Raw genomic sequence first — 26,132 nt, forward strand, 5'->3', positions numbered from 1 at the left:
AATTCAGCAAGTTAAGTGACGATAGCCTAGGAGATACACCTGTACCCATGCCGAACACAGAAGTTAAGCCCTAGAACGCCGGAAGTAGTTGGGGGTTGCCCCCTGTGAGATATGGTAGTCGCTTAGCAGGATAGGAAGTCGGAGTACTTCCTTTTTGGGAGTTTAGCTCAGCTGGGAGAGCATCTGCCTTACAAGCAGAGGGTCAGCGGTTCGATCCCGTTAACTCCCATATAGGTCCCGTAGTGTAGCGGTTATCACGTCGCCCTGTCACGGCGAAGATCGCGGGTTCGATTCCCGTCGGGACCGTTGAAATTGTTAGACAGTTTCAAGAAGAAAGACTCGTTAGCTCAGTTGGTAGAGCATTTGACTTTTAATCAAAGGGTCACTGGTTCGAGCCCAGTACGGGTCATAAGCGCGGGTTTGGCGGAATTGGCAGACGCACCAGATTTAGGATCTGGCGCTTTAGGGCGTGGGGGTTCAAGTCCCTTAACCCGCATAGAAATATAAATGAGCCGGCTTAGCTCAGTTGGTAGAGCATCTGATTTGTAATCAGAGGGTCGCGTGTTCAAGTCATGTAGCCGGCATTTTTTTTGGATAGAGATGCGAACGTAGTTCAGTGGTAGAACACCACCTTGCCAAGGTGGGGGTCGCGGGTTCGAATCCCGTCGTTCGCTTTGAGGCCGGGGTGGCGGAACTGGCAGACGCACAGGACTTAAAATCCTGCGATTGGTAACGATCGTACCGGTTCGATTCCGGTCCTCGGCATAGCGGATATGCGACAGGGCACCCTTAGCTCAACTGGATAGAGTACCTGACTACGAATCAGGCGGTTAGAGGTTCGACTCCTCTAGGGTGCATGAAGGCAAACGAGGTCCTATGACTCCGTTTTTACTTATGATCGGGAAGTAGCTCAGCTTGGTAGAGTACTTGGTTTGGGACCAAGGTGTCGCAGGTTCGAATCCTGTCTTCCCGATATGCTAATTCATAAAAGACAACGGCTAAATGCTGTTGTTTTTTATATTTTATGGGTTCTGGTTTTTTGCTTTTCTATAATGTTTCTATAATTTATAAGTTTTCGTAAATTAGATAGTATCCATATAGGATGTGGCCTTTTTACTTTTTGATTAAAGTATTTGGCTTACTTCATATTTTTTGCTATTTATGCGTGCCTATTGCCTTGATTGAATTTTTACTTAATTTTTTGTATACTAATATGTGGATAATCATTTATTGATGGGAGATTTTTATATGTTAAAGCAAGATTGGCTCGAGTATTTTGAAGCTGTGAATGGTCGTTCAGCAACGGATGCAGAAATTGCTCAAGCTTTGCTGGCTGGTGAATTTGTGGAACCTGAGGTGACAAGTACGAATCAAGTTGGAAGTGAAACTGGCTCAATCATATCAGACTCTGTTCCAGCACAAGGAGGAGCTTCAAACGGTGAATATTATGCTCAGCCGCAAAATAGTTTTCAGGAACAGAATGGGCAAGCATTGTTCACTCAGCCAACTGGGCAGCAATATCAAGAGCTTCCTCAGCAACAGCCTAACCAAAATCATTTTGCTAACCAAACACAATCATTTGCCCAGCAGAGCCATCCTTATCAACAGCCAAATGGTTGGCAACCTAACCAGTTTGTTGGACAGCCTCAATCTTCTGGTCCGCAAGGCTTCAACCAACAAGCTTATCAAAACAATCCGCAAGGGCAGTTCAATGCGCAGAATTTCCAGCAAGGTCCACAGGCCTACTATAGTCAGCAACAGCCTGCGCAAACAAGTGAATTTTCTAAAACGATGAAAGGTTTCTGGGCCTGGCTTGTTTCTGCTTGGAAGTCGCCAACTTCAGAAGTTGAAAGTAGCAAATTAAATGGCTATCTTTCCCTAGGATTGACTGTTTTCTTTGCAGCTATTGTGGTGAATTATAACTTTTATAATCTTATTCATTCGGTGAGTTTTGGCTTTTACAGTGGTCCGACTTTTGATTTTAGACTTTTCTTGGTCTCACTGATAGCGGCAGCCCTCGTTCTTTTCTCCATTATTTTAGGAGGCTTTGCTGTAAAACGCATGGTCTATAAGGATGGAAGCTTTAGCTTTAATAAGGCATTTGACTGGTATGGCAGACTCTATGCGATTGTCTTACCTTTTGTGGCTTTTTCTGCCTTATTTAGTTTACTTGGGATTATGTCTGTTTCCCTCTTCCTAGCATGGATTGGCTTAGTGTTAATTGGGGTCGGAGCAACCTTTGCTTTAATTTATTCAAAATCCAGCACGTCAATGGATCCTTTTTATAAATATTTACTGGCAATTATTGTCAATGGTGTGATTACATTTATCTTTACTTTCATCGCTTTCTCATTGCTGATGAGTCTTATGATGATGTAAAGTTCTTGGAGGTGATTTATGGTAACGAAAGAAAAGTGGGTTGAGCTTTTTGAGCAAGTCATTGGTAGAAAGCCAACCGCAGATGAGTTTTTAGAAGGAAAACGTTCTGACTTTGATCCCAAGAAGATTATTTCTATTGCGGCTCCTGCAGGACAAAGTAACGATGGGCCAGCTGAAGAGAAGCAAAGCTCGGTGACTCAGGAAGAAAATTTGGGGCAAGAGGAGCCAGCCCTAGAGTTTTTCAAAGAAGAATCTGTTGAGGAGCCTCTTAAAGAAGAGAAGCAAGAGTTTTCAGAGCCTGATCAATACCAAGAGCAACGGGAGAATTGGCTGCAAGCTTTCGAGAAGAATATTGGTAGAAAGCCGACTAAAGAGGAATTTTTAGAAGCTAGAAATCAAGGTTTTCTTAATCTACCTATTCGCTCTGAATTACTGGAATCGGAATTGCCTCAAAAACCAATACAAAAAAGAAGGTCGAAGAAGAAGGTCGTGATGATTGCTTTTCCTCTTATTCTACTTTCTGTTTTGGTGGCAGCTTTTCTTTATTTGAGCTCAGTGACAGGTGTTAAAGTTGTTACGGATGATTTTGCAAAGGCGGTTACTAAAAAGGATTATGATGGAATCGCAAACCTGCTTTCTTCTAACTCAGATAAGTGGACACGTGCAGACGCGAGGGCTTTGGTCGACCACTTAGAGAGTCAAGAAATCAATATTGAGACCGAGCTGGATAACATTGCTAAGTCAAAGGGAAAATCAGCCTATATTGATGACAATCAGAATAAACTTTTAGGTGTAACTGAAAAAAGCAAGAAATTTGGGATTTTTCAGGAATATCAAATAGTGGCCTATCCAGTAGAGGTTAAGGTTAACACGAACTTAGACAATGCGAGCATCAAAGCAGGAGATAAGAAAAGCCTTCCTTTGAGTAAGAATGCTGAGACGAATATTGGCAAATATCATTTTATTAAGCAGGAATTTACCTTGAAAGGGAAGACGGAAGTTGGAGAGATTGAGAGTAAGATTCAGCTTGATTTAGCCACTGCTAAGAATAATGAAATTAAATTAGATCTTAAGTCTGAAAAGAAACGATTGAAGATTACTATGCCAGCAGAAGCTTCAAATGCAACAGACCTTAAAATTGTTGTAAATGGTAAAGAAATTGGTAGTAGCTTGGAAACAGATATTCAAGTTGTACCACATCAAGAACTGGAAGTTTATGCTAAGTTTGTTGTTGCTGATAACACTTTTGTAACCAACAAGGAAAGTATTGTTGTCAAGGGAGACACGCTTGATGTTGCTTTATCTTTACCTAAAGAAGTGACAGATAAGATCAAAGAAAAGGACGAAGAAGCTAAAAAGGTAGAAGCTAACAAGGCAAAAATCACTAATTTCCTTAGCGAATATCGCACGGCTGTTTTCAGATCGGTCTCTAATCGTTCTAATTATTATGCTCAATATTATGACACTTCTAGTCCATCATACAAAGAGATGGTTGAGTGGACTACAGGTGGTGGTGTCAAGAAGGCGAAAATTGATTATTACGATCCAGGAGCTTTGGATATCCGTGCAGTGAGAGAGGAGAACGGCTCCTATATTGTGACGACTTATGAAGACTATACAGTTCACTATATTGATAGTACTCCAAATAGTGTCAATAGAAAAAATAAAACTTACTATTTGAAGCCGACCGGAAATTCCTTTGCAATCTACAATATTGAAGTTTCAGAAAGTTAGTGGAATACAATGAAATATAATAAACTTATTTTTCTAGCAATGGCAGTCTTGCTTTTAAGTGCTTGCTCAGCAGCCAAAGACAAGACTGTAAGTAATACAAACAAGCAGGCAAGTAGCTCAAATGTATCTGTTGAAAAAAAAGAGGCTGAAAAAGATCGGTCATCTAGCCAAGATACAAGGAGTGAATCGGATGGTACGGAGTCTAAGAAGGAGCAGAAACAGGACGTAACTGTTGATAAAAATGTTTCTTACAACGGAAGCTACTATAGCGTTCAAGGGAAATATGACGAAATAGTCATCGCCAATAAACACTATCCATTATCAGCTGACTACAATCCAGGTGAGAATCCGACTGCTAAAGCAGAACTACTTAAGTTAATCGCAGATATGCAGTCCAAAGGTTATCCTATCAGCAACCAATATAGCGGTTTTCGTAGCTATCAAACTCAGGTCGGCCTTTATCAAAGTTATGTGAATCGAGATGGACTAGCTGCGGCTGATCGCTATTCGGCAAGACCAGGCTACAGTGAGCACCAAACTGGTTTAGCATTTGATCTGATTGATAGTAGCGGCAATCTGGTTGAAGAAGCTGGAGCTAGTCAGTGGCTCTTGGACAATGCCTATAAATATGGTTTTGTAGTACGCTATCCTGTTGGCAAGGAGGGGTCTACTGGCTATGTGCCTGAAAGTTGGCATCTACGCTATGTAGGAAAAGAGGCCAAGGAAATTTCCGAATCTGGTCTCACACTGGAAGAGTATTATCATTTTACAGGTGGTAATTATGCCCAATAAAATCTAATTGCAGACTCAGTGTCTACCTTATTCTAAAAAGTTAGAAGCTACATATCTCACTTTAAAAGTGGAGTTGAGCTGCTGGATGATTAGAAAAATGCATAGTAAAACCAGTCCTCGTTTTTTGGGGACTGGTTTTTTCTTTTGTTGATGCTAAGGCATAACTCATAAGATGAGCAGAGCTCGAGTTGACTTTTTCCTATTCTTTTATAATTTCAATCTTTTCGATTTTAATGTCTGTTTTGGGTTTATCTTTATCGCCAGTTTCTGTGGCAGCGATTTTGTCTACCACATCCATGCCTTCAATGACTTGACCAAAGACGGTATAGCCGCCGTCAAGACTTGGATTTCCACCATTTTTGTAAGCTTCAATAATTTTAGCTGGGAAGGTGTCGGTCGGTAATTGTTTGGATAAGTCTTTCTTGCTTTGGTTGATGAAAAATTGACTGCCGTTGGTGTCTTTTCCAGCATTGGCCATGGCTAGTGCACCGCGCAAGTTGTAGAGGTAAGGAGAATATTCATTCTTGAAGCCATTTCCTGAGTCAATAGACTCATTCTTGCCTTTCCAAATGGATTCGCCCCCCGTGCCATCTCCTTTAGGATCGCCGGTCTGAATCATGAAATCATTGATAACGCGGTGGAAAATGACCCCATCATAATAGCCTTCCTTTGCATGTGTCAGAAAATTTTTGACAGCTAAAGGAGCGTATTTAGGAAACAGCTTGAGGCGAATGTCTCCTTGTGTTGTGATAATCTTGACTTCAGCTTCATCTTCAGCAACTTCTGTAGATAGTTGTGGGAAGTTAGCATTTTCATTGGTCATGGCATCCTTATACTGTTCACGGAGTTTTTGAGCTTCAGCTGCCTCAGAGCTGGTATCGGTAGTAGAAGACTGCTTAGGAGCGCTGGAGGACTTGGTAGTAGAATCTTCTTTAGTGGAGCAGCCCGTCAGAGCAAGTGCAGATAAAAGACTAAAAAGAATGATTTTTTTCATAAATAACCTTTCTATGCGTAAGTTTATGAACTATTGCTATTTTACTATAAGTGCTTTAGTTTTTCAAACTTTCCTGCGTCAGTAATTCCAAGAGTAGCGATTTAAGGCTTTCTGGACGCAGATTGTGGTTGTAAAGTGCTTGCAAGCTGATCCATTCGGGCTGGTAAATGTTTTGGAGACTACTGCGCTCGAGCTCCTCGCCCTGCATGAGGGGAGTCTCAGCCGTACTTAGACTGGTGTAGAAATAATACTCCTCTTTTCCCTGATTGTTAAAGGAAAAAGCTGTGTGCAGCTGGTCAGCAGAAAAACTAAGATTGACTTCTTCTTTCATTTCCCGTAAAGCAGCTTCTAAAGGCCCTTCTCCAAGTTCGATAGTCCCACCGGGAATTACCAAATACTCTTGCCCATTCTTCCAGCGGTGAATCAGTAAAATCTTGTCCAAGAAAGGATTGTAGACAATCACACCTGCTCGCATACTATTCTCCTTTCCGCTGTTTTCTTCTAAATAGTCTAGCAAAAATAGCTAGAGATTACCAATCTGAGCTATAGAAACACTTTCTTGAAATTTCCGCTTTCTATAAAAATATATATGTTAAGATGAACGTTATACATCAGAAATGGAGCACTTGTGCCTATAAATTTTAAGGAAGCTATATTGTTCATCTGCTTTTATAACAGCTTTTTTAGTAGAAACATTGGTCAAAGAACTGGTCCTTCGTTCATCATAAGCGCTCACAAAATATTAGGGCGTATCCTTGTCAGTGGAAAGCTATTTGGGAGCTTGGGGAACAAACTTTGTAATGGCAGTCCCCCTCAACTTCCTCTTGGTTGGACCGCTCTCGCCTTTTATACTAGGGCGTATCCAGAAACCTTTCCCGAATTAAGAAAAAGTTGAAGATTTTGAGGGCGATAGTGAAGTTCCAACAATTATTTGAGGAAAAATTATGGTAAAATAAGATAAAAATCATTGGTTTCGTTTGATAAAAATTTATCGTTGATTTGAAGGGAGTTTGATTATGGCAAGACGTTTAACAAGAAGTGCTGATGATAAAATCATTGCGGGAGTTTGCTCCGGCTTGGCTCGGCTTGGCTCGGTATTTTAATATTGATCCGGTCATCATTCGTGTCATCTGGGGAGTTTCCTTTTTTGCTTATGGGATTGGGCTTCTTCCCTACCTCATTTTCTGGGTGATTTTGCCAGAAGAATAAGGCAGAAACTAGTTGCAAAAGGCAGCTAGTTTTCTGTTTAGAAGATCTTAAAATATGGTATAATGAAAGTTATGGCAAATAAGAAAAATACAAAAAACAGTCGGACTACGAGACGGCCGACAAAAGCGGAATTAGAAAGACAAAAAGCGATTCGACGGATGATAGTCACCTTTGCTTTGGCTATCGCTTTATTGTTTGCTGCTTTGAAGCTGGGGGCTTTTGGAGTCACCATTTATAACTTAATTCGGGTTCTGGTAGGGAGTCTGGCTTATGTGGCGATTCTAGCTGCCTTGTTTTATCTCTTTTTCTTTAAGTGGCTGCACAAACATGAGGGGAAGATTTCGGGCTTTATCAGCTTTTTCTTAGGACTCAGCTTAATTTTTCAAGCCTATTTTGTTCATGTTTTGCATTTGAAAGGGCAGGTTTTATCCACAACGCTTACGCGAGTCTTGACAGATTTGTTGGCCTTTAAAGTGTCCTCATTTGCTGGTGGTGGGCTGATTGGGGCGGCTCTTTATGCTCCGATTTCTTTTCTTTTTTCAAATATCGGCTCCTATTTCATTGGCCTGCTCCTGATTTTGCTGGGGGCCCTGCTCATGAGTCCATGGTCGCTTTATGATCTTGCTGAGAAATTTAGCGTGACTTTCCAAAACTGGAGAGAAAAAGAGGAAGAAAAACGTCAGCTTCGTTTTCTTGAGCAGGAGGAGAAAGCTGCACAGGCAGCTATGCAAGCCATTGAGGTAGAGCAGGCAGAGACTGAAGTGGATCCTGAAACGGGGGAGATTTTAGATGACGAGCATTTGTCCTATTCGCCTATGGACTTTGATGAGGCGGACTATGCTGGCGAGGGAGACTATAATCCTCATGAGCCGCTAGATTTTGGTCAAGAAGAGGAAACAGGAGAAGCAGAGGTGGGCGTAGAGGTAGATTTTACGACCAAAGAAAATCTAGACTATAAATTACCCACTATCAATCTCTTTGCGCCTGATAAGCCTAAAAATCAGTCCAAAGAAAAGCGGATTGTCCGAGAGAATATCAAGATTTTGGAAGAAACCTTTGCTAGTTTTGGCATCAAGGCTGCTGTTGAGCGGGCTGAAATCGGGCCTTCTGTCACCAAGTACGAGGTTAAGCCAGCTGTCGGCGTTCGGGTCAATCGGATCTCCAATCTGGCGGATGACTTGGCTCTCGCTCTAGCTGCCAAGGATGTGCGAATTGAGGCACCAATTCCTGGAAAGTCTCTTGTCGGGATCGAAGTGCCCAACTCTGAAATTGCGACCGTGACCTTCCGAGAACTCTGGGACCAGTCGAAAACGGATGCCAGCAAGCTCCTAGAAATCCCACTTGGGAAGGCTGTCAACGGCTCTGTCCGCTCCTTTGACTTGGCTAAGATGCCTCACCTCTTGGTGGCTGGCTCTACTGGCTCTGGTAAATCTGTGGCCGTCAACGGTATTATTGCCAGCATTCTCATGAAGGCCAGACCGGATGAAGTCAAGTTTATGATGGTGGATCCTAAGATGGTGGAGCTGTCCGTTTATAATGACATTCCCCACTTGCTTATCCCAGTCGTAACCAATCCTCGCAAGGCCAGCCGCGCCCTCCAGAAGGTTGTAGACGAGATGGAAAACCGCTATGAACTCTTCTCCAAGGTCGGTGCCCGTAATATTGCCGGCTACAATGCTAAAGTAGCTGAGTACAATGCTCAGTCAGAATATAAGCAGATTCCCTTGCCTCTAATCGTCGTCATCGTGGACGAGCTGGCAGACCTTATGATGGTGGCCAGCAAGGAAGTGGAAGACGCTATTATTCGTTTGGGACAAAAAGCGCGTGCGGCTGGGATTCACATGATTCTGGCTACCCAGCGGCCATCTGTAGATGTTATCTCGGGCTTGATTAAGGCCAATGTACCCTCTCGGATTGCCTTTGCTGTGTCCAGCGGGACAGACAGTCGGACCATTCTGGATGAAAATGGGGCAGAAAAGCTCTTGGGTAGAGGAGACATGCTCTTTAAGCCGATTGATGAAAACCATCCAGTTCGTTTGCAGGGCTCCTTCATCTCAGATGAAGATGTGGAGCGAATTGTAGCCTTTGTCAAGAATCAAGCTGAAGCTGACTATGACGATAGCTTTGATCCTGGTGAAGTATCTGAAAGTGATATGGAGTCTGGCGGTGGCGACGATGAAGGTGATCCGCTCTTTGAAGAAGCCAAGGCCTTGGTTATCGAGACTCAGAAAGCCAGCGCTTCGATGATCCAGCGGCGACTCTCGGTCGGCTTTAATCGGGCCACTCGTCTCATGGAAGAACTTGAAGCGGCAGGCGTTATCGGTCCAGCCGAAGGAACCAAGCCGAGAAAGGTTTTGCAGACTAATTAATCTTTATTTTCACTAGTTTGCTAGCAAGATAATCATTTGATAAAAACAAATCTGTCAGCAGTCAGCCGGCAGATTTTCTCTACTTTTTTGTTAAGGAAAGGAAAAAAGCTATGAAACTGGATAGCATTCACCATATTGCGATTATTGGCCATGATTATGCCAAGACTAAGGATTTTTATGTGGAAAAGCTGGGCTTTGAGCAGCTGGATGAGCACCATCGACCCGACAAGAAGGACATTCTCTTTAATGTCCGCAAAGGAAATCTGACGCTGGAAATTTTCATCAAGGAAGAAGCTCCCAAGCGGCCAGCCTTGCCAGCTCCAGAGCATACTGGTCTGCGGCATCTAGCCTTCCGAGTAACAAATGTTGAAGAAACGCTAGCGGAATTTGATCGTTTGGAGATTCCCCATACTGAGCTGCGCTATGACGACTTTGATGGTCGTAAGATGGCTTTCTTCTTTGATCCCGATGGTCTGCCTCTAGAGATTCACGAATAAGACTAAGAGAATCGGAAGATATTTGTTTCTCAGTAAAAACATGACTTGTAAGTTCCGCATACGAAAACCCCATCGGCTATAACCAATGGGGGCGTGTCTTACGTTGTTACAAAAAGAGACCGATGACCATGGCTAGGTACATAAAGAAAGTCAAGATAAAACCAGCTCGCCAGAAGAATTTAAAGAACTTGGGATAGTAGAAAGTCCGTTTTTTCCTGAGAAAATAAGCTGTGATAGCGATAGACAGGCCAGACAAGACGAATAATAGGTGGGGTAAAAGACTATGGTAGAAGGCTTTGTCTGAAATGATATACAACTCTATAGCAAAAAAAGGGAAAGCCAAATCTGCAAAATTCAAGCCAAATTTTCTTAGCTTGAAGACCTTCACCGCGATAATCGATAAGATAAGTGTTAAAAAAATAAATAATACAGAAGCAATTTTTAATAATACCATGTAACCATTTTACCATAAAAATAAGAAAATATAAGAATTTTTCTTGCATTTTGAAAAGATTAGTGTATAATAGAAAAGTATGCAAAAAGCATACTTGTGGGAGGTAAAAATCTCTAATTACCGCCAAAACCACAAAGGAGGATTTAAAAATGGCTAAAAAAGTCGAAAAACTTGTAAAATTGCAAATCCCTGCTGGTAAAGCTACTCCAGCTCCACCGGTTGGACCTGCTCTTGGTCAAGCTGGTATCAACATCATGGGATTCACAAAAGAGTTCAACGCTCGTACAGCTGATCAAGCTGGTATGATCATTCCAGTTGTTATCTCAGTATACGAAGATAAATCATTTACTTTCGTTACAAAGACACCACCAGCTGCTGTTCTTTTGAAAAAAGCTGCAGGTGTTGAAAAAGGATCAGGTACACCTAACAAAACGAAAGTTGCTACAGTTACTCGTGCACAAGTACAAGAAATTGCAGAAACTAAGATGCCAGATTTGAACGCAGCAAACATTGAGTCTGCAATGCGTATGATCGAAGGTACTGCTCGTTCTATGGGATTCACTGTTGTTGACTAATCAATAACACCCCCAATATAACCCGCAAGACTTCATCATTTCGAGAAGTGACGTGGGAGATGAAAATCGATTGAACCACTTACAAGGAGAATAGAAAATGGCTAAAAAAAGCAAACAACTTCGTGCTGCTCTTGAGAAAATCGACAGCACAAAAGCATACAGTGTAGAAGAAGCTGTAGCACTTGCAAAAGAAACTAACTTTGCAAAATTTGACGCAACTGTAGAAGTTGCTTACAACTTGAACATCGACGTTAAAAAAGCTGACCAACAAATCCGTGGCGCAATGGTATTGCCAAACGGTACTGGTAAAACTTCACGCGTTCTTGTTTTCGCACGTGGTGCAAAAGCTGAAGAGGCAAAAGCTGCTGGTGCAGACTTTGTTGGTGAAGATGACCTTGTTGCGAAAATCAACGACGGTTGGTTGGACTTTGATGTAGTTATCGCTACACCTGACATGATGGCTCTTGTTGGACGTCTTGGACGTGTCCTTGGACCACGTAACTTGATGCCAAACCCTAAAACTGGTACTGTAACAATGGATGTTGCTAAAGCAGTTGAAGAGTCTAAAGGTGGTAAGATCACTTACCGTGCTGACCGTGCAGGTAACGTTCAAGCAATCATCGGTAAAGTATCATTTGAAGCTGAAAAATTGGTTGAAAACTTCAAAGCCTTCAACGAAACAATCCAGAAGGCAAAACCAGCTACAGCTAAAGGAACTTACGTAACAAACTTGACAATCACAACTACTCAAGGTGTTGGTATCAAGGTTGACGTGAACTCACTTTAAGAATTGAACTTGAGCTACCTACGGGTAGCTCTTTTTTTTTGGACAAAACATGCTGAAGACGGTTACAAAAAATGTAAAAACATGGTATAATTTTATGGAACTATTTATTTTATATTCAAAGGAGATGAATGATGAAAAAAGATCAGAACCAGCTGACTTGGCTGATGGTGTCCCTGATTGCCTTTAATATGGTTTGGGGTCTGGGAAATGTGGTCAACAACTACTCCCAACAAGGGATTTCGGTCGTTGTTTCTTGGATTCTTATCCTGGCCATTTACTTTATTCCCTATGCCCTCATCGTGGGGCAGCTAGGCTCGACCTTCAAGGAGAGCGGAGGTGGTGTCAGCGACTGGGTGGAGAAGACCTCTACCAAGCGCTTGGCTTATTTTGCGGCTTGGACTTACTGGGTGGTGCATATTCCCTACTTGGCACAAAAGCCACAGGGAGTTCTGATTCCTTTAGGATGGGCTATCCAAGGAAATGGCGATTTTTTGAGCAGTCTTGATATTCACTGGATTGTTATTCTTAGTTTGCTGATTTTCGGTGCCTTTCTCTACTTGTCTACCAAGGGTCTATCCACGCTCAAGGTCATTGGCGGTCTAGCTGGAAGTGCGATGCTGATTATGTCCTTCCTTTTTGTTCTATTAGCGGTTGGTGCGCCTTTTATCAAGCCGGATATGCAGTTTGCAACGGCTAATATGGACAAGCTCAGCACTTACATTCCTAATTTTGATTTTTCATACTTTACGACTATCTCGCTTTTGGTCTTTGCGGTAGGTGGGGCTGAGAAGATTTCGCCTTACGTTAACCAAACACGCAATCCCGCTAAGGAATTTCCAAAAGGGATGATCATCATGGCCATCATGGTTGGAGCCTCTGCGATTTTAGGTTCTCTGGCCATGGGTATGCTCTTTGACGGTAGCAATATTCCTGAAGATTTGATGCGTAACGGTGCTTATCAAGCCTTCCAAATGCTGGGTAACTACTGGGGCGTGGGTAATGTACTGGTAGTTATCTATGCCCTGACCAATATGGTGGGACAGATTGCGGCCTTGGCCTTCTCAATTGACGCGCCTCTACAAATCTTGCTAAATAATGCAGATGAAGAATTTGTTCCAAGCTGGCTACGTAAGCGGACATCAAAAGGTGTATTGATTAACGGTTATATTCTGACAGGGATTTTGGTAAGCTTCCTGATTGTCCTACCAATCTTTGGAATCAAGGAAATTGATGGTCTGGTTAAATGGATGACTAATCTTAACTCTATTGTTATGCCGATGCGTTATCTTTGGGTATTCGTGGCTTATATGTTGCTCAATAAAGCTTGGAAGAAATACAAGGATGCGGAATACAAACTTACTAAAAATCCGAAATTTGGCTTTATCATCGGAGCTTGGTGCTTCCTTTTCACAGCTTTTGCTTGTATTTTAGGTATGGTTCCCAAAGTAGATTATGCGGTTGATCCAGCTGGTTGGCGCTTCTCTCTGATGACAAATATCTTGACACCGATTGTCTTGATTAGTTTAGGTGTCATCTTGCCACTTTTGGCTAAACGGGAGAAGAGACAGTCACTTAAATAGTAGTGACGATCGCCTCTATCGCTAAATTGATAAATTTTTCAGCCCTATCTTATGATAGGGCTTTTTTTAGGAAAAAATCCTTTCACAGGAAATAAAAATGATAAAGCAAGCGTTTCTTCTGGGGGACTTTCATCAGAGATGGTGCTTGTATCGACGGTTAAGGTTGGATGATTATTTTGAAGGTTCAGCTCAGCCCTCTATCGCAAAGCTACAATTTTTCTCAAGAAAATATCCTTCTCCTTTTGTGAAATACCCATAATTGTGGTAAAATAAGTGGAATAAATATTATTAAAAACAAAGAGGTATTATCATGTCTAAGATTCTAGTATTTGGTCACCAAAATCCAGACTCAGATGCCATCGGGTCATCTGTAGCCTTTGCTTATCTTGCAAAAACAGCTTACGGTTTGGATACAGAAGCAGTAGCTCTTGGGACTCCAAATGAAGAAACAGCCTTTGTATTGAACTATTTTGGTGTAGAAGCACCACGCGTCATCACATCTGCTAAAGCGGAAGGTGCAGAGCAAGTTATCTTGACTGACCACAACGAATTCCAACAGTCTGTTTCAGATATTGCTGAAGTGGAAATTTATGGCGTGGTGGACCACCACCGTGTAGCTAACTTTGAAACTGCAAGCCCACTTTACATGCGTTTGGAACCTGTTGGGTCAGCGTCTTCTATCGTTTATCGTATGTTTAAAGAACACGGTGTGGCAGTTCCTAAAGAGCTTGCTGGTTTGATGTTATCTGGTTTGATTTCAGATACACTTCTCTTGAAATCTCCAACGACACACCCAAGTGATAAGGATATTGCTCCTGAGTTGGCTGATTTAGCAGGTGTGAACTTGGAAGAATACGGTCTCGCTATGCTGAAGGCTGGTACAAACTTGGCAAGCAAATCTGCTGAAGAATTGATTGACATTGATGCTAAGACTTTTGAATTGAACGGAAACAATGTCCGTGTAGCACAAGTCAACACTGTAGATATTGCTGAAGTTTTAGAACGCCAAGCAGAAATCGAGGCAGCAATGCAAGCGGCTATTGCAGCAAATGGCTATTCTGACTTTGTTTTGATGATTACAGATATCGTGAACTCAAACTCAGAAATCCTTGCAATTGGCGCAAACATGGACAAGGTCGAAGCAGCCTTTAACTTCAAACTTGAAAACAACCACGCTTTCCTTCCAGGTGCTGTTTCACGTAAGAAACAAGTCGTGCCTCAGTTGACTGAAAGCTTTAATGCTTAATAGTTTAAATGACAACTAAAAGATAGGAAACACTGGTTTTCCACACATGTAAAGGAGTTTCGGCTCCTTTTTTGATAGACGAGAGAAATGAAGATTCAAGATTTACAAAATGGTGACCTGCTGTTCACAGTCGGTCAATCCGAGATGGCAGCAGCGATTCGGACAGCAACGGGCTCCTATAGCCATGTGGGTATCTTTTTTGATGGTGAGATTTACCATGCAACGCTGGAAAAGGGAGTGGCCCATCAGCCCTTGAGCCAGCTTTTGGAGGAAGGGGACATGTATCATGTCTTTGCTTATCCTGAGATAGATGCGGCCAGCGTCTTTAAAGAAGCCAAGTCCCATCTTGGAAAGCCTTATAATGCTAGTTTTTGTGCTGAGAGCGAGGGATTTTACTGTTCGGAGTATATTGCTCAGATTTTGCCAATTTTTGAGACCATTCCCATGCAGTTTGCTGATGGTGAAAATGTGGTTTCTGCGTTTTGGCAGGCTTACTATGAGGACTTGGGCGTGGTCGTGCCATTAGGGAAGCCTGGAACCAATCCCAGTCAGTTGGCTCAGTCAGCCAAGCTCATTTTTAAAGGAGAGCTTCATGATTAAAATTATAAATCCGACTCGGCTGACACGACAGCCCTTATTTGAAAAACTAATCAATTATCTGGATCAGCAGGATGATGTGATTTTAAGAGAAATCAAACGTGAATTTGCGGGCTTTCCCAATCTAGATCGCTTTATGGAGGAATGTATCAAGGCGGGCTATATCCGGCGGGAGAATAAGCGCTATTATCAGCAGGTTCCGCTTTTGGATAATCTTGAAAATCTATCTTTGGATCAGGAAATCTTTATTCGAGATGATAGTCCGATCTATCAGGAATTGTTGAATTTGAGCTTTGAGACTCAGCTTGCTAATCAGACTAATGCGGCTATTCTGCTGGAAAAGACCGATTTTCAGAGAGATAAACTGACCTTGTCTAATTATTTTTATAAAATGCAGCGACAGTATCCGCTGTCTGAGGAGCAGAAGCCCCTTTATGCTATTTTGGGAGATGTGAATCCAGAATATGCCCTCAAGTATATGACGACTTTCCTCCTCAAGTATGTCCGTAAGGATGAGCTCCTGCAGAAGCGTCGAGACATTTTTGTCGATAGTCTGGTGATTCTAGGTTACATTCGTCAGAATGAGGCTGGCAAGTATGAGTTGAAGGCTAGCTTTGACAAGGAACGCCTAGTGTTCCAATTGGACTGATAGTTTTTTGAATGAGGGAAAAATTAGACAGCCCCACCTGTCATTTTGCTATATTCTGTGCTATAGTAGTATATAGAATTTGGGAAAGGAATATGAATGACAATGTTAAAAAAAATCTATCCCGAGCAATCACTGGAGAACCTTAGATGGTTCGATATGCTGATTTTAGCAATTATTATGTTTGGCCAATTTATTTATTCCTCAACAATAAATTGGCTTACTATGTCCAGCTCTGTAGGACAAGCAATCGTGCCCAGACCAGAGGATGAAAATTTTGCCTTGCTGAGTAATTTAAAATTGCAAGTTTTCCTGCTGGTGCTGGCTCTGCTCTATCTAGGCATCCGTCATTATGATTTTAAACAACTGAAACTACGCTTATCTTGGTCTATTCTGTGGGCACCCTTGATTTTTGTGGTTGTCGGTCTGACTTCTGATGTGATAGCAGCTTTAGTCGGTTCCTATAATTATTTTGACTTAGAAATCTTGCAGCATATCGACTGGACCTTTGTCGAAGTTTTTCGCAAACTAGCTGCGCTAGGACCTGTCGTCATTCTTTATTCTCTATTCAATGGTGTCTATGAGGAATTCTTTTTCTTAGGCTTGCTCACATCGGTGAAAGAAGAAAGCAAATGGTGGGTTTTAGGCTTTTCAACGCTGGTTCGCTTTTCTGTCCATACCTATCAGGGGCTAGTCTCTGCTTTTCTGATTGGCGTGGTCTTCGGTCTGTTCTATTATTTCTTTTACAAATACAAGGTTAAAAACTTGCTGCCTTTCTTTTTGGCACATGCTTTTGCGGATATGGTAGGTAGCAGCTTGATCTACGTTTTAGTGATGTGGAATGGATAATAAAAAAGGACTTTCAAGAGTCCTTTTTTATATGTATTTTTCTGCCAGTGCATAATCACCAGGATAGGGAACCTTTTGGTCATTAATGATTTGGTAGGCATCTGCTCCCTTGCCAGCTAGAATGACTGCATCGCCTTTAGCATTGGTTAGGCTGAGGGCTTTTTTGATAGCTTCTTCGCGGTCAGCAATCATATCCACCTCAAAGGAAATGTAGCTAGCAATTTCTTTTGCGATAGCAATTGGATCTTCGCGATTTGGATCATCTGCGGTCAAAATGACTTTGATTTCAGGATGCTGATTGAGTAGGAGGCCAAAGTCCTTACGTCGACTTTCTCCCTTATTGCCAGTAGCTCCTAGTACAAGTACAGTCTGTCCTTTTTGATGTTCTTGAACGACGGATAGCAACTTAGCCAAACTGTCGCCATTGTGGGCATAATCCACGAAGACCTTGGCACCGTTTGACTGGGTCAAGACCTCCATGCGTCCCGGAACTCGTGTCTGGGCAATACCAGCTTGAATATCTTCCATAGAAGCTCCAAGTCGTAGGCAGGCTAGACCAGCAGCAATAGCATTTTCCTGATTGAAGCGACCAATCAGCTGGATGTCGTAGGAACCAGCCAACTTCCCTTGTGTTTCAAAAGAGAAGGCTTGCGATTGCTGGATGCTATTGGCGGAGTCTGCTCCATAGAAGTCGTGGTCGTAGTTGGCCACTTGCTCAGCCAAAACTTGAAAATGATCCATGCCACTATTGACGACAACAGCTCGGCTATTGTCCATCAAGAGTCGTTTGTGGTAGAAGTAGTCTTCAAAAGTCGGATGCTCAATCGGGCCGATATGGTCAGGGCTGATATTGAGGAAGACACCTACATCAAAGATCAGGCCGTAGACTCGCTTTTTAAGATAGGCTTGGCTGGAGACTTCCATGATGAGATGGGTACGACCATTGGCTACAGCTTGAGCCATCATCTCAAAAAGGTCTAAGCTTTCAGGAGTGGTCAGGGTTGATTTAAAGAAAGTTTCACCGTCCAGAGTGGTATTCATAGTAGAAAGCAGGGCTGGTTTGTGGCTTTGTTTTAAAATATTATAAGCGAAATAAGCCGATGTGGTCTTGCCCTTGGTACCAGTGAAGGCCAAAAGTTTGAGTTTTTGCTCTGGGTGACCGTAAAATTCCATAGAAATGAGACTCATGGCTTGTTTAATATCATTGACCAGAAGCACTGGAATTCCGACTTCGAGGTCAGTCTCACTCAGGTAAAACTCTAGTCCAGCTGCTACAGCCTTCTCTAAAAATTCCCGCTTGAAATGCTCGCCCTTGACAAAAAAGAGAGTTTTGCTATCTGCCTTGCGACTATCATAGCTAATCTTGTCAAAGGTCAAGCCCTGATAGTTGAAGTAGTAGTCTCCATCAGCGATGATTTCACGAAAATTTTGGTCTTTTTTTAAAATATCTAGTATTGTTTCAATTTTTATCATATCTCTATTGTAAACCGAAAGGCTATGTTTTACAAGAGGCAAGGAAAAGTTTATAATAAAAGAAGAACAAATAGAAGAGGTTTTCTATGAGCCAAGAAACAACAAGCCAGCAGCAGAAAATGCTAAGAGGGACTGCCTGGCTGACTGCTAGTAATTTTATCAGCCGCCTTCTCGGGGCTGTCTATATCATTCCTTGGTACATCTGGATGGGACAGCACGGAGCAGAGGCCAATGGTCTTTTTACCATGGGCTACAATATCTATGCTTGGTTCCTGCTGGTTTCCACAGCGGGAGTGCCAGTGGCTGTGGCCAAGCAGGTTGCTAAGTACAATACGATTGACAAGGAGGAACACAGCTTTGCTCTTATTCGAGAGTTCCTCAAGTTCATGCTGGGATTGGGATTGATCTTTGCAGTCATCATGTACTTGATGGCACCGGTTTTTGCCTCAATGTCTGGTGGCGGGGCTGACTTGATTCCAGTCATGCAAAGTTTGTCTTGGGCTGTGCTCATTTTTCCGTCTATGAGTGTCATTCGGGGCTTCTTCCAAGGGTTTAACAATCTGAAACCGTATGCCATCAGCCAGATTTCGGAGCAGGTGATACGGGTTATCTGGATGCTACTGACGGCTTATTTCATTATGAAAATCGGTTCAGGTGACTATGTTGAAGCTGTGACCCAGTCTACTTTTGCTGCCTTTGTCGGGATGCTGGCAAGTATGCTCGTCTTACTTTTCTATCTAGCAAAAACGGGTATGCTACGCTCTATCCTGAGAAAGCCCAAAAAATCTGCGGGAATTAGTGGTCGTTCTCTTCTCTGGGATACGATACGAGAAGCCATTCCCTTCATCATTACAGGCTCTGCAATTCAGCTTTTCCAGATTATTGACCAGGCGACCTTTATCAATATCATGACCCAGGTTAGCGATTATACGAAATCAGAGCTCCTAGTGCAATTCGCCTATTTTTCAGCTAATCCAAATAAAATCACTATGATTTTAATTGCAGTGGCAACTTCTATCGGTGGTGTCGGGATTCCTCTCTTGACCGAGAATTATGTCAAGGGTGACTTTCGCTCGGCTGCTCGCCTAGTGCAAGATAATCTTAGTATGTTGCTCTTCTTTATCTTTCCGTCAACAGTGGGAGCAGTTATGGTGGCTAGTCCGCTCTATACCGTTTTCTATGGTAAGCCAGATAGTCTAGCACTGGGACTCTTCATCTGCGCCATGCTGCAGACGATCATTCTCAGCACCTATACAGTTCTCGCTCCGATGATTCAAGCTCTGTTCCAAAACAAGAAAGCCATTCTCTACTTCTTTTATGGGGTTCTTGTCAAGCTCAGTCTGCAGGTGCCGATGATCAATCTCTTCCATGCTTATGGTCCCTTGATTTCAACGACCGTCGGTCTTTTACTGCCAATCTTCTTCATGTTTAGAGAAATTCGCAAGGTTGTTGGTTTGAATCCTAAGAATCTATTGAAGCGCCTGCTGTTGAGTATGATTCTCACAATTGCCATGGTGATCTTGGTTCTGCTTGTCGAGTATCTACTAAGCTTTATCTTCCAGCCAACTAATCGGATGTACAGCTTTATCTATGTCGCTGCCGTTGGGGGAGTCGGAATGCTCGTCTATATCGTACTGTCTCTCAAAGTTCGGCTCATAGACCGTTTTATCGGACAAAAGGCAGATAGTTTACGCCAACGATTAAGAATGAAATAAGAAACGAAGAGTCGTTCAGCGACTCTTTTTTATGGACTGTTACTCTATAGTTTCAGACTATAGCTAGCTCTTGAAAAGAAAAAAGCTCAAGACTTTCTTAAGATGTTACAATAGAAAGGTAGAATATTTTTAAAAAAGAGGAACGGTTAAATGGAGAAAGAACGGAAATTAAATACCTTGTTGGCCCAAGCGGGAGTAAAAACAGACACAACAACGGGTGCCTTAACAACCCCCTTGCATTTTTCAACGACTTACCAGCATCCAGAGTTTGGCCAGTCCACAGGATATGACTATACTCGAACCAAGAACCCTACACGGGCTAGCTTGGAAGCGACTCTAGCTGCTATCGAAAGTGCGGATTATGCCCTAGCGACTAGCTCTGGTATGTCGGCTATTGTGCTGGCCTTTAGTGCCTTTTCCGTCGGCAGTAAGGTTTTGGCTGTTAGGGATCTCTATGGCGGCTCTTTCCGCTGGTTTGCCCAGGCTGAAGCAGAAGGACGCTATGCCTTTACCTATGCCAATACAGAAGAAGAGCTACTCAATAATCTGACAGAGGATATAGATATTGTCTATATCGAGACACCGACCAATCCTCTCATGGTAGAGTTTGACATTGCTCGGATTTCCCAAGCGGCTCATGAGCAAGGAGCAGCTGTCATTGTGGACAATACCTTCTACAGTCCTATTTACCAAAGACCGCTGGAGGATGGAGCCGACCTTGTCCTACACTCTGCGACCAAGTATCTAGGAGGACACAATGATGTCTTGGCTGGAGCTATCATGACCAATGATACTGCCATCTATGACAAGCTTTTCTATAATCTCAATACAACTGGAGCAGTCCTATCTCCATTTGACAGCTATCTGCTTTTGCGTGGTCTCAAGACCTTGGCTCTTCGCATGGAGCGCTCTACTCAGAATGCACAAGAAGTAGTCGCATTTCTGAAGTCATCTCCTGCGGTAAAAGAAGTTCTCTATCCAGGTAAGGGTGGTATGATTTCCTTTAAAGTTGTGGACGAAGGGAAGATTCCTCATCTCTTAAATAGCCTGAAAGTCTTTACCTTTGCAGAAAGTTTAGGTGGAGTAGAGAGCTTGATTACCTATCCAACGACCCAGACTCATGCAGATATTCCTGTTGAAGTACGCCATTCTTATGGCTTGACTGATGATTTGCTGCGTCTGTCGATTGGGATCGAAGATAGTCGAGATTTGGTAGACGATTTACGAGCAGCCTTGGAGGACTAATATGGGAAGTTATAACTTTGAAACAGCACCCAATCGTATTGGTCAGAATACTTATAAATGGAAAGAGGCGGAGAAAGACAGTCAAGTCCTGCCAGCCTGGATTGCGGACATGGATTTTGAAGTCCTGCCTGAAATCAAGCAAACAGTGCATGATTACGCTGATCAGTTAGTCTATGGCTATACCTATGCTAGTGAGGAGTTGATCAATGCTGTTTTATCTTGGGAGCGGGATGAGCATGGCTACACATTTGACAAGGAAGCCTTGGTCTTTATCGAGGGAGTTGTTCCTGCTATTTCGACGGCTATCCAAGCCTTTACCAAGGAAGGTGATGCCGTTCTAATCAACACTCCTGTTTACCCGCCTTTTGCCCGCAGTGTCAAGCTTAATAATCGTCGGCTGATTACTAATTCCTTGATAGAGCAGGACGGTCTCTTTCAGATTGACTTTGAGCAGCTGGAGTGGGACATCGTAGACAATGAAGTTAAGATTTACGTGCTTTGCAATCCGCATAATCCCGGAGGTCGAGTTTGGGAACGGGAAGTGTTAGAGAAAATTGGTCGTCTCTGCCAAAAGTACGGCGTTCTCGTAGTTTCAGATGAGATTCACCAAGACTTGACGCTGTTTGGACATAAACACCAGTCTTTCAATACTGTTTCACCTGACTTTAAGGACTTTAGCTTGATTTTAGCCAGTGCGACTAAGACTTTTAATATTGCTGGGACAAAGAATTCCTATGCAGTGATTGAGAATCCTAGCTTGCGACAAAAGTTTCAAAAGCGCCAACTGGCCAATAACCAGCATGAAATTTCGGGTCTTGGATTTTTAGCGACGGAAGCTGCCTATCGTCATGGCAAGCCTTGGTTGACAGAGCTCAAGGCTGTCTTAGAGGAAAATATTGATTTTGTAGTCGATTATTTTGCTAAGGAAGCGCCACGTCTGCGGGTCATGAAGCCTCAAGGGACTTATCTGGTTTGGCTGGACTTTTCAGATTATGGACTGACAGATGATCAGCTCTTCCACTTGCTTCGAGAAGAGGCTAAGGTTGTCCTGAATCGGGGAAGTGATTTTGGCCAAGAAGGCAAAGGACATGCTCGTCTCAATACAGCTGCGCCAAAGACTATGATCAAAGAGATTTGTCGAAGGATTGCGGAAGTTTTACCAAAATAAAATAAAAATAGCTCTCTTTATTGACAATCTTTCTAAAGAGGAGTATAGTAATAGTGTCAATCGGTAGGTGAGGCTACCATAAGGATACGGATGACTACCGCAAAGCAGTGGAGACACTACTCGTTGGTCAACAGTCCTGATCGCAAAGGTCAAGACTAAGCTCATTTCATCGCCTTATGGAGTTAAAGCTTGAACGGTGAATGCTTGTTTTATCTATGTTTAAAACAATGAAGCGAACAACCTGACATGCAAACAACCCTGCCTAGAATTGGCAGGGTCTTCTTTTTTGCTAAAAATATTTCAAGAGTACAAATAGTTGATTGCCTGCCTCTTAAGAAAAAGAAGGAGGAATAGTAATGAAATTATGGTATTCTAGTACCAGTCCTTTTGCGCGTAAAGTCTATGCTACAATTTTACACCATCATTTAGAGGAGCAGGTGGATATTCAGAAGGTTCAGGTGGCTTTCGACAAAAATTCACCGCATAATCAAGATAATCCTTTGGGTAGAATTCCTGCTTTTCAAGCTTCCAATGGAGAATGGTTGTATGGTAGTGATTTAATTTCTCAATATTTAGACGAGCTAGGTCAGGAAACTCCGCTTTTTCCTAATGGAATAGAGAAGTGGCACATTTTAAACATACTGTCCGTTGCTGAAGGAATTTTGGAAAATACAATGCCGATGGTTGCGGAAAAAATTTTTCATGAAAAAGACCATTGGTGGAAAGACAGACATCAGCAAATTGAAGAGAGAAATGTCCGGAGTTTGGCCTTATTAGAGAAACTGGCTACTGAGCAAGGACTTTCTTTGAATATTGCAACAATCCAAGTAGTTGCTCTTGTAGATTGGTGGAATTTACGTGAAGAAGTCATTGGATTTTCTTTGAAAGAAAATTTTCCCGACTTGCAAGAATGGACCCAGAAGATGAATGCTACTTTTGATGTCTTGCAGGCATCTTGGGATTATTAACTACATTTATAAACTAAGAAAGGAGAAGTACGATGCAAATTGACGATCATCCGGAACCGCACATACACAGCCAATCGCTGATTTGTGTCGTTCTGTCCGTATAAAGTGATTGGTCTCTGTGTATGAAAATTATCAATCATACATAAAGGAGAAACCAATGAAAACAGTAAAAGAAAGATTAGTTGCTGCATTGCAACTTCCTGTACAAGAAACTCTGGCATTTTACAAGAGTTCCTTTCGTGGCCTGACAGAAGAGCAGGTCGAAGAAAATCGTGACCTCTATGGTGAAAATATCATCACAAAGGGTCAGGAAGACTCTATTTTCAAGAAAATTTACGAGTCTATCATTAACCCCTTTACAGTCATCCTATTGGTGATTGCCCTAGTGTCCTTAGTGACCAATGTCTGGCTGGCCAAGCCTGGTGAGGAAGATCCGACGACTTCCATTATTATTGTCGTTCTGGTGCTGATTTCTGGAGGCATTCGTTTTATTCAGGAATTGCGGAGCGACCGCGCTGCTAGCAATCTGTCTCGACTGATTGTCAATACGGCTACGGTTATCCGTGAAGGAGCAGAGCAGGAACTGCCCATTGATGAGCTTGTTGTAGGGGATATCATCAAACTTAGTGCTGGAGACATGATTCCCGCAGATGTCTTGCTGCTGGATTCGCGTGATTTCTTTGTTCAGCAGTCCGGGTTGACAGGGGAAAGTGATGCAGTAGAAAAGATCTGTTTGACCAAGTCAGATGGTCAAAATCTCGATAGCCTTTTAGAAACAGAGTCGCTGGCCTTTATGGGAACCAACGTTATTTCCGGCAGAGCTACAGCTCTGGTGCTGGTGGTTGGTGATGAGACCATGATGGGAGCCATTGAGCAGACGCTTAACACCTATGATGAGCCGACCTCTTTTGAGCGCGAGATGAATAGTATCTCCTGGCTCTTGATTCGTCTGATGCTGGTCATGGTGCCAGTCGTCTTCTTTATCAACGGTCTGACAGACGGCGACTGGCTGGAAGCAGGTGTCTTTGCCCTCAGTGTTGGGGTCGGCCTGACGCCAGAAATGCTGCCTATGATTATCACGGCGAGCTTGGCTAAAGGTTCCATTATTATGGCTCAGGAAAAGGTCGTGATTAAGAAGCTGAACGCTATCCAAGACCTAGGAGCTATTGATATCCTCTGTACGGATAAGACGGGGACACTGACTCAAGACGAGATTGTATTGGAATACCCGCTGGACATTCATGGTGATTTGGACTTGGCAGTACTCCGTCGTGCCTTTCTCAATTCCTATTATCAAACAGGCCTTAAAAATCTCATGGATCGGGCTATTATCAATCGGACGGAGAAAGAAGCAGAAAAGCATGAGATTGTTCGTAACTTAGACCAAACCTTTAAGAAAATTGATGAACTGCCCTTTGACTTTGAGCGTCGTCGCATGAGCGTCATCGTCAAGGATGATGAGGATGTTATCAGCATGGTGACCAAGGGGGCCTTGGAGGAAATGCTGGCCATCTCTAGCTATGTAGAATACAAAAATCATATTACAGAACTGACTGAGGAGATCCGTCAGGAAATCCTTGCGGAAGTGGCTCAACTTAATGAGCAAGGGCTGCGCGTACTTGGTGTTAGCTACAAGTCAGACTTAGAAGAAGATTATGAGTATGAAGTGAAGGATGAGTCCGATATGATTTTGACGGGCTATCTGGCCTTTCTAGATCCACCTAAGTCATCTGCGGCTCCAGCTATTGAAACCTTGGCCGAATATGGTGTTTCCACTAAGATTTTGACGGGCGATAATGATAAGGTAACCCAAGCAGTCTGTGAAAAGGTTGGGTTAGATGTAGACAATATCTTGCTAGGTGTAGAGATAGATGCTTTATCTAATGAGGAATTGAGCCAGGCGGTGGAGAACACAACAGTCTTTGCCAAGCTTTCCCCTGACCAAAAAGCTCGGATTATCCTACAACTCAAGGCCAATGGTCACAAGGTTGGCTACATGGGCGATGGCATCAATGATGCGCCTTCTATGAAAGTAGCAGATGTGGGTATTTCAGTTGATACAGCTGTCGATATTGCCAAGGAAACAGCAGATGTCATTTTGCTGGACAAGGACCTCATGGTTCTGGAGAAAGGGCTGGTAGAAGGTCGCAAGGTCTATGCCAACATGACCAAGTATATCAAGATGACGGTCAGTTCCAATTTTGGGAATATCTTTTCTCTTCTCTTTGCCAGCATTTTTCTGCCTTTTCTGCCTATGGCACCAGTTCATTTGATTGTCCTCAATCTAGTTTATGATTTGTCTTGTATCGCTCTGCCATTTGATAATGTAGATAGTGAATTTCTCAAGAAACCTCATATTTGGTCAGCTAGCTCCATTACCCGTTTTATGGCTTGGATAGGGCCTATCTCATCCGTTTTTGATGTTTTGACCTATCTGGTACTTTACTTTATCATCGTGCCTATGATCACAGGAGGCAGCTATCAAGCTAGTACTGAACAGGCAGCGACCTTTATCACTCTTTTCCAAACAGGATGGTTTATTGAGTCTATGTGGACCCAAACCATGGTCATCTACATGCTACGCTCGCCTAAGCTGCCTTTTGTGCAAAGCCGTCCTGCTCTTTCCGTCATTGTGACGACCATGGCGGCTGCGCTCTTTGTTACTTCCTTGCCATATAGCCTCTTTGCGTCAGTTCTGAAGACAGCTCCGCTCAATGGCACCTATTTCCTTTGCCTTTTCTTGATTATCGTGCTTTATATGGTTAGCGTAACCCTTGTGAAAGGCCTTTATATCAAGCGTTACAAGGAATGGCTGTAATAGAAGGGCTAGCAGATGTTTAAGAATTATAAAAAAG

The 26,132-nt window shown here is 42.8% G+C and carries 22 protein-coding genes, 9 tRNA genes, 1 rRNA gene, 1 pseudogene and 1 riboswitch; of the genes and pseudogenes, 29 read left to right on the plus strand and 4 right to left on the minus strand.

Features of this window, described 5'->3' with window-relative positions:
- Positions 1-11: 11 nt before the first annotated feature.
- The 13 genes from rrf to ldcB all read left to right on the plus strand — a co-directional run bounded on the left by rrf (position 12) and on the right by ldcB (position 4,905).
- Positions 12-127: ribosomal RNA gene (gene rrf, locus PAN94_RS08465) — 5S ribosomal RNA — on the plus strand.
- 29 nt (positions 128-156) lie between these two features.
- Positions 157-229: transfer RNA gene (locus tag PAN94_RS08470), tRNA-Val, on the plus strand.
- A 4-nt stretch (positions 230-233) separates the two neighbouring features.
- Positions 234-306, plus strand: a tRNA-Asp gene (locus PAN94_RS08475).
- Positions 307-336: 30 nt separating this feature from the next.
- Positions 337-409: transfer RNA gene (locus PAN94_RS08480), tRNA-Lys, on the plus strand.
- A gap of 5 nt (positions 410-414) precedes the next feature.
- Positions 415-496, plus strand: a tRNA-Leu gene (locus PAN94_RS08485).
- 15 nt (positions 497-511) lie between these two features.
- Positions 512-584: transfer RNA gene (locus PAN94_RS08490), tRNA-Thr, on the plus strand.
- A gap of 18 nt (positions 585-602) precedes the next feature.
- Positions 603-674 (plus strand) — tRNA-Gly (locus PAN94_RS08495).
- A 5-nt stretch (positions 675-679) separates the two neighbouring features.
- Positions 680-765: transfer RNA gene (locus PAN94_RS08500), tRNA-Leu, on the plus strand.
- 18 nt (positions 766-783) lie between these two features.
- Positions 784-857 (plus strand) — tRNA-Arg (locus PAN94_RS08505).
- 42 nt (positions 858-899) lie between these two features.
- Positions 900-973 (plus strand) — tRNA-Pro (locus tag PAN94_RS08510).
- Between the two features lie 275 nt (positions 974-1,248).
- Positions 1,249-2,379 (plus strand): DUF6574 domain-containing protein, encoded by a 1,131-nt coding sequence (locus PAN94_RS08515; protein ID WP_285875497.1) that lies wholly within the window; start codon positions 1,249-1,251, stop codon positions 2,377-2,379.
- 18 nt (positions 2,380-2,397) lie between these two features.
- Positions 2,398-4,113: a TcaA second domain-containing protein gene (locus PAN94_RS08520; RefSeq protein WP_285875499.1), complete on the plus strand. Its 1,716-nt coding sequence runs from the start codon at positions 2,398-2,400 to the stop codon at positions 4,111-4,113.
- Positions 4,114-4,122: 9 nt separating this feature from the next.
- Complete coding sequence (gene ldcB / locus PAN94_RS08525; RefSeq protein ID WP_285875500.1) at positions 4,123-4,905, plus strand: LD-carboxypeptidase LdcB/DacB; 783 nt, start codon at positions 4,123-4,125, stop codon at positions 4,903-4,905.
- Between the two features lie 199 nt (positions 4,906-5,104).
- Here ldcB and PAN94_RS08530 read toward each other — a convergent pair whose 3' ends face one another.
- Positions 5,105-5,899 (minus strand): peptidylprolyl isomerase, encoded by a 795-nt coding sequence (locus PAN94_RS08530; RefSeq protein WP_285875501.1) that lies wholly within the window; start codon positions 5,897-5,899, stop codon positions 5,105-5,107.
- A 55-nt stretch (positions 5,900-5,954) separates the two neighbouring features.
- A complete protein-coding gene (locus tag PAN94_RS08535; RefSeq protein ID WP_285875502.1) occupies positions 5,955-6,374 on the minus strand; it encodes an NUDIX hydrolase in 420 nt (139 codons plus the stop codon).
- Between the two features lie 286 nt (positions 6,375-6,660).
- Between PAN94_RS08535 and PAN94_RS09845 the strand changes: the two genes are divergently transcribed.
- From PAN94_RS09845 to gloA2, 4 genes and pseudogenes are all read left to right on the plus strand, one after another.
- The gene (locus tag PAN94_RS09845) at positions 6,661-6,783 is read left to right on the plus strand and encodes a DUF2798 domain-containing protein (protein WP_502963018.1); all 123 of its coding nucleotides are present in this window, start codon (positions 6,661-6,663) and stop codon (positions 6,781-6,783) included.
- Between the two features lie 132 nt (positions 6,784-6,915).
- A pseudogene (locus PAN94_RS08540) lies at positions 6,916-7,108 on the plus strand (PspC domain-containing protein).
- 71 nt (positions 7,109-7,179) lie between these two features.
- Positions 7,180-9,477: a DNA translocase FtsK gene (locus PAN94_RS08545; RefSeq protein ID WP_285875503.1), complete on the plus strand. Its 2,298-nt coding sequence runs from the start codon at positions 7,180-7,182 to the stop codon at positions 9,475-9,477.
- Positions 9,478-9,587: 110 nt separating this feature from the next.
- Positions 9,588-9,974 (plus strand): SMU1112c/YaeR family gloxylase I-like metalloprotein, encoded by a 387-nt coding sequence (gloA2, locus tag PAN94_RS08550; RefSeq protein ID WP_285875504.1) that lies wholly within the window; start codon positions 9,588-9,590, stop codon positions 9,972-9,974.
- A 106-nt stretch (positions 9,975-10,080) separates the two neighbouring features.
- Here gloA2 and PAN94_RS08555 read toward each other — a convergent pair whose 3' ends face one another.
- Positions 10,081-10,428 carry a DUF3397 domain-containing protein gene (locus PAN94_RS08555; RefSeq protein ID WP_125380369.1) on the minus strand — a complete coding sequence of 116 codons (348 nt, stop codon included), beginning with the start codon at positions 10,426-10,428 and terminating at the stop codon, positions 10,081-10,083.
- 149 nt (positions 10,429-10,577) lie between these two features.
- Here PAN94_RS08555 and rplK point away from each other — a divergent pair, with 149 nt between their 5' ends.
- The 7 genes from rplK to PAN94_RS08590 all read left to right on the plus strand — a co-directional run bounded on the left by rplK (position 10,578) and on the right by PAN94_RS08590 (position 16,708).
- Entirely contained in the window at positions 10,578-11,003 is a 426-nt protein-coding gene (rplK, locus tag PAN94_RS08560) for a 50S ribosomal protein L11 (RefSeq protein ID WP_001085808.1), read from the plus strand.
- A 97-nt stretch (positions 11,004-11,100) separates the two neighbouring features.
- On the plus strand, positions 11,101-11,790 hold the full coding sequence (gene rplA / locus PAN94_RS08565; RefSeq protein WP_001085675.1) for a 50S ribosomal protein L1: 690 nt from the start codon (positions 11,101-11,103) through the stop codon (positions 11,788-11,790).
- A 131-nt stretch (positions 11,791-11,921) separates the two neighbouring features.
- Positions 11,922-13,370, plus strand: coding sequence for an APC family permease (locus tag PAN94_RS08570; RefSeq protein WP_061910139.1), 1,449 nt, complete (start codon positions 11,922-11,924; stop codon positions 13,368-13,370).
- Positions 13,371-13,680: 310 nt separating this feature from the next.
- Positions 13,681-14,616: a manganese-dependent inorganic pyrophosphatase gene (locus PAN94_RS08575; protein WP_148876017.1), complete on the plus strand. Its 936-nt coding sequence runs from the start codon at positions 13,681-13,683 to the stop codon at positions 14,614-14,616.
- Positions 14,617-14,703: 87 nt separating this feature from the next.
- Complete coding sequence (locus tag PAN94_RS08580) at positions 14,704-15,216, plus strand: YiiX/YebB-like N1pC/P60 family cysteine hydrolase (protein ID WP_148876018.1); 513 nt, start codon at positions 14,704-14,706, stop codon at positions 15,214-15,216.
- Positions 15,209-15,862, plus strand: coding sequence for a DUF1803 domain-containing protein (locus PAN94_RS08585; protein ID WP_148876020.1), 654 nt, complete (start codon positions 15,209-15,211; stop codon positions 15,860-15,862). The genes PAN94_RS08580 and PAN94_RS08585 overlap by 8 nt, the downstream gene beginning before the upstream one ends.
- Before the next feature lie 96 nt (positions 15,863-15,958).
- Positions 15,959-16,708: a CPBP family intramembrane glutamic endopeptidase gene (locus PAN94_RS08590; protein ID WP_285875506.1), complete on the plus strand. Its 750-nt coding sequence runs from the start codon at positions 15,959-15,961 to the stop codon at positions 16,706-16,708.
- 27 nt (positions 16,709-16,735) lie between these two features.
- Here PAN94_RS08590 and PAN94_RS08595 read toward each other — a convergent pair whose 3' ends face one another.
- Positions 16,736-18,181, minus strand: a complete 1,446-nt coding sequence (locus PAN94_RS08595; RefSeq protein WP_285875507.1) for a UDP-N-acetylmuramoyl-L-alanyl-D-glutamate--L-lysine ligase — start codon at positions 18,179-18,181, stop codon at positions 16,736-16,738.
- Between the two features lie 86 nt (positions 18,182-18,267).
- Here PAN94_RS08595 and PAN94_RS08600 point away from each other — a divergent pair, with 86 nt between their 5' ends.
- From PAN94_RS08600 to mgtA, 5 genes are all read left to right on the plus strand, one after another.
- Positions 18,268-19,896: a putative polysaccharide biosynthesis protein gene (locus PAN94_RS08600; RefSeq protein ID WP_285875509.1), complete on the plus strand. Its 1,629-nt coding sequence runs from the start codon at positions 18,268-18,270 to the stop codon at positions 19,894-19,896.
- Between the two features lie 150 nt (positions 19,897-20,046).
- Positions 20,047-21,141, plus strand: coding sequence for a cystathionine gamma-synthase (locus tag PAN94_RS08605; protein WP_285875510.1), 1,095 nt, complete (start codon positions 20,047-20,049; stop codon positions 21,139-21,141).
- Between the two features lies 1 nt (position 21,142).
- A complete protein-coding gene (locus tag PAN94_RS08610) occupies positions 21,143-22,309 on the plus strand; it encodes a MalY/PatB family protein (protein ID WP_285875511.1) in 1,167 nt (388 codons plus the stop codon).
- A 52-nt stretch (positions 22,310-22,361) separates the two neighbouring features.
- A riboswitch (M-box (ykoK) riboswitch) is annotated at positions 22,362-22,517 on the plus strand.
- Positions 22,518-22,665: 148 nt separating this feature from the next.
- Entirely contained in the window at positions 22,666-23,277 is a 612-nt protein-coding gene (locus PAN94_RS08615; protein ID WP_285875512.1) for a glutathione S-transferase family protein, read from the plus strand.
- Between the two features lie 157 nt (positions 23,278-23,434).
- Positions 23,435-26,095, plus strand: a complete 2,661-nt coding sequence (mgtA, locus tag PAN94_RS08620; RefSeq protein ID WP_285875513.1) for a magnesium-translocating P-type ATPase — start codon at positions 23,435-23,437, stop codon at positions 26,093-26,095.
- Positions 26,096-26,132: the final 37 nt, after the last annotated feature.

The organism is Streptococcus sp. SC1 (genome assembly GCF_030272855.1).
Lineage (GTDB): Bacteria > Bacillota > Bacilli > Lactobacillales > Streptococcaceae > Streptococcus.

Bases quoted from the DNA above. Each gene is read 5' to 3' on its own strand.
- PAN94_RS08570 (WP_061910139.1), top strand. From the start codon at position 11,922: ATGAAAAAAGATCAGAACCAGCTGACTTGGCTGATGGTGTCCCTGATT.
- PAN94_RS08545 (WP_285875503.1), top strand. From the start codon at position 7,180: ATGGCAAATAAGAAAAATACAAAAAACAGTCGGACTACGAGACGGCCG.
- PAN94_RS08580 (WP_148876018.1), top strand. From the start codon at position 14,704: ATGAAGATTCAAGATTTACAAAATGGTGACCTGCTGTTCACAGTCGGT.
- PAN94_RS08585 (WP_148876020.1), top strand. From the start codon at position 15,209: ATGATTAAAATTATAAATCCGACTCGGCTGACACGACAGCCCTTATTT.
- PAN94_RS08575 (WP_148876017.1), top strand. From the start codon at position 13,681: ATGTCTAAGATTCTAGTATTTGGTCACCAAAATCCAGACTCAGATGCC.
- PAN94_RS08530 (WP_285875501.1), bottom strand. From the start codon at position 5,899: ATGAAAAAAATCATTCTTTTTAGTCTTTTATCTGCACTTGCTCTGACG.
- PAN94_RS08535 (WP_285875502.1), bottom strand. From the start codon at position 6,374: ATGCGAGCAGGTGTGATTGTCTACAATCCTTTCTTGGACAAGATTTTA.
- PAN94_RS08590 (WP_285875506.1), top strand. From the start codon at position 15,959: ATGACAATGTTAAAAAAAATCTATCCCGAGCAATCACTGGAGAACCTT.
- PAN94_RS08605 (WP_285875510.1), top strand. From the start codon at position 20,047: ATGGAGAAAGAACGGAAATTAAATACCTTGTTGGCCCAAGCGGGAGTA.
- PAN94_RS08595 (WP_285875507.1), bottom strand. From the start codon at position 18,181: ATGATAAAAATTGAAACAATACTAGATATTTTAAAAAAAGACCAAAAT.
- PAN94_RS08520 (WP_285875499.1), top strand. From the start codon at position 2,398: ATGGTAACGAAAGAAAAGTGGGTTGAGCTTTTTGAGCAAGTCATTGGT.
- PAN94_RS08610 (WP_285875511.1), top strand. From the start codon at position 21,143: ATGGGAAGTTATAACTTTGAAACAGCACCCAATCGTATTGGTCAGAAT.
- ldcB (WP_285875500.1), top strand. From the start codon at position 4,123: ATGAAATATAATAAACTTATTTTTCTAGCAATGGCAGTCTTGCTTTTA.
- gloA2 (WP_285875504.1), top strand. From the start codon at position 9,588: ATGAAACTGGATAGCATTCACCATATTGCGATTATTGGCCATGATTAT.
- PAN94_RS08615 (WP_285875512.1), top strand. From the start codon at position 22,666: ATGAAATTATGGTATTCTAGTACCAGTCCTTTTGCGCGTAAAGTCTAT.
- PAN94_RS08515 (WP_285875497.1), top strand. From the start codon at position 1,249: ATGTTAAAGCAAGATTGGCTCGAGTATTTTGAAGCTGTGAATGGTCGT.
- PAN94_RS08555 (WP_125380369.1), bottom strand. From the start codon at position 10,428: ATGGTATTATTAAAAATTGCTTCTGTATTATTTATTTTTTTAACACTT.
- rplK (WP_001085808.1), top strand. From the start codon at position 10,578: ATGGCTAAAAAAGTCGAAAAACTTGTAAAATTGCAAATCCCTGCTGGT.
- rplA (WP_001085675.1), top strand. From the start codon at position 11,101: ATGGCTAAAAAAAGCAAACAACTTCGTGCTGCTCTTGAGAAAATCGAC.
- mgtA (WP_285875513.1), top strand. From the start codon at position 23,435: ATGAAAACAGTAAAAGAAAGATTAGTTGCTGCATTGCAACTTCCTGTA.
- PAN94_RS08600 (WP_285875509.1), top strand. From the start codon at position 18,268: ATGAGCCAAGAAACAACAAGCCAGCAGCAGAAAATGCTAAGAGGGACT.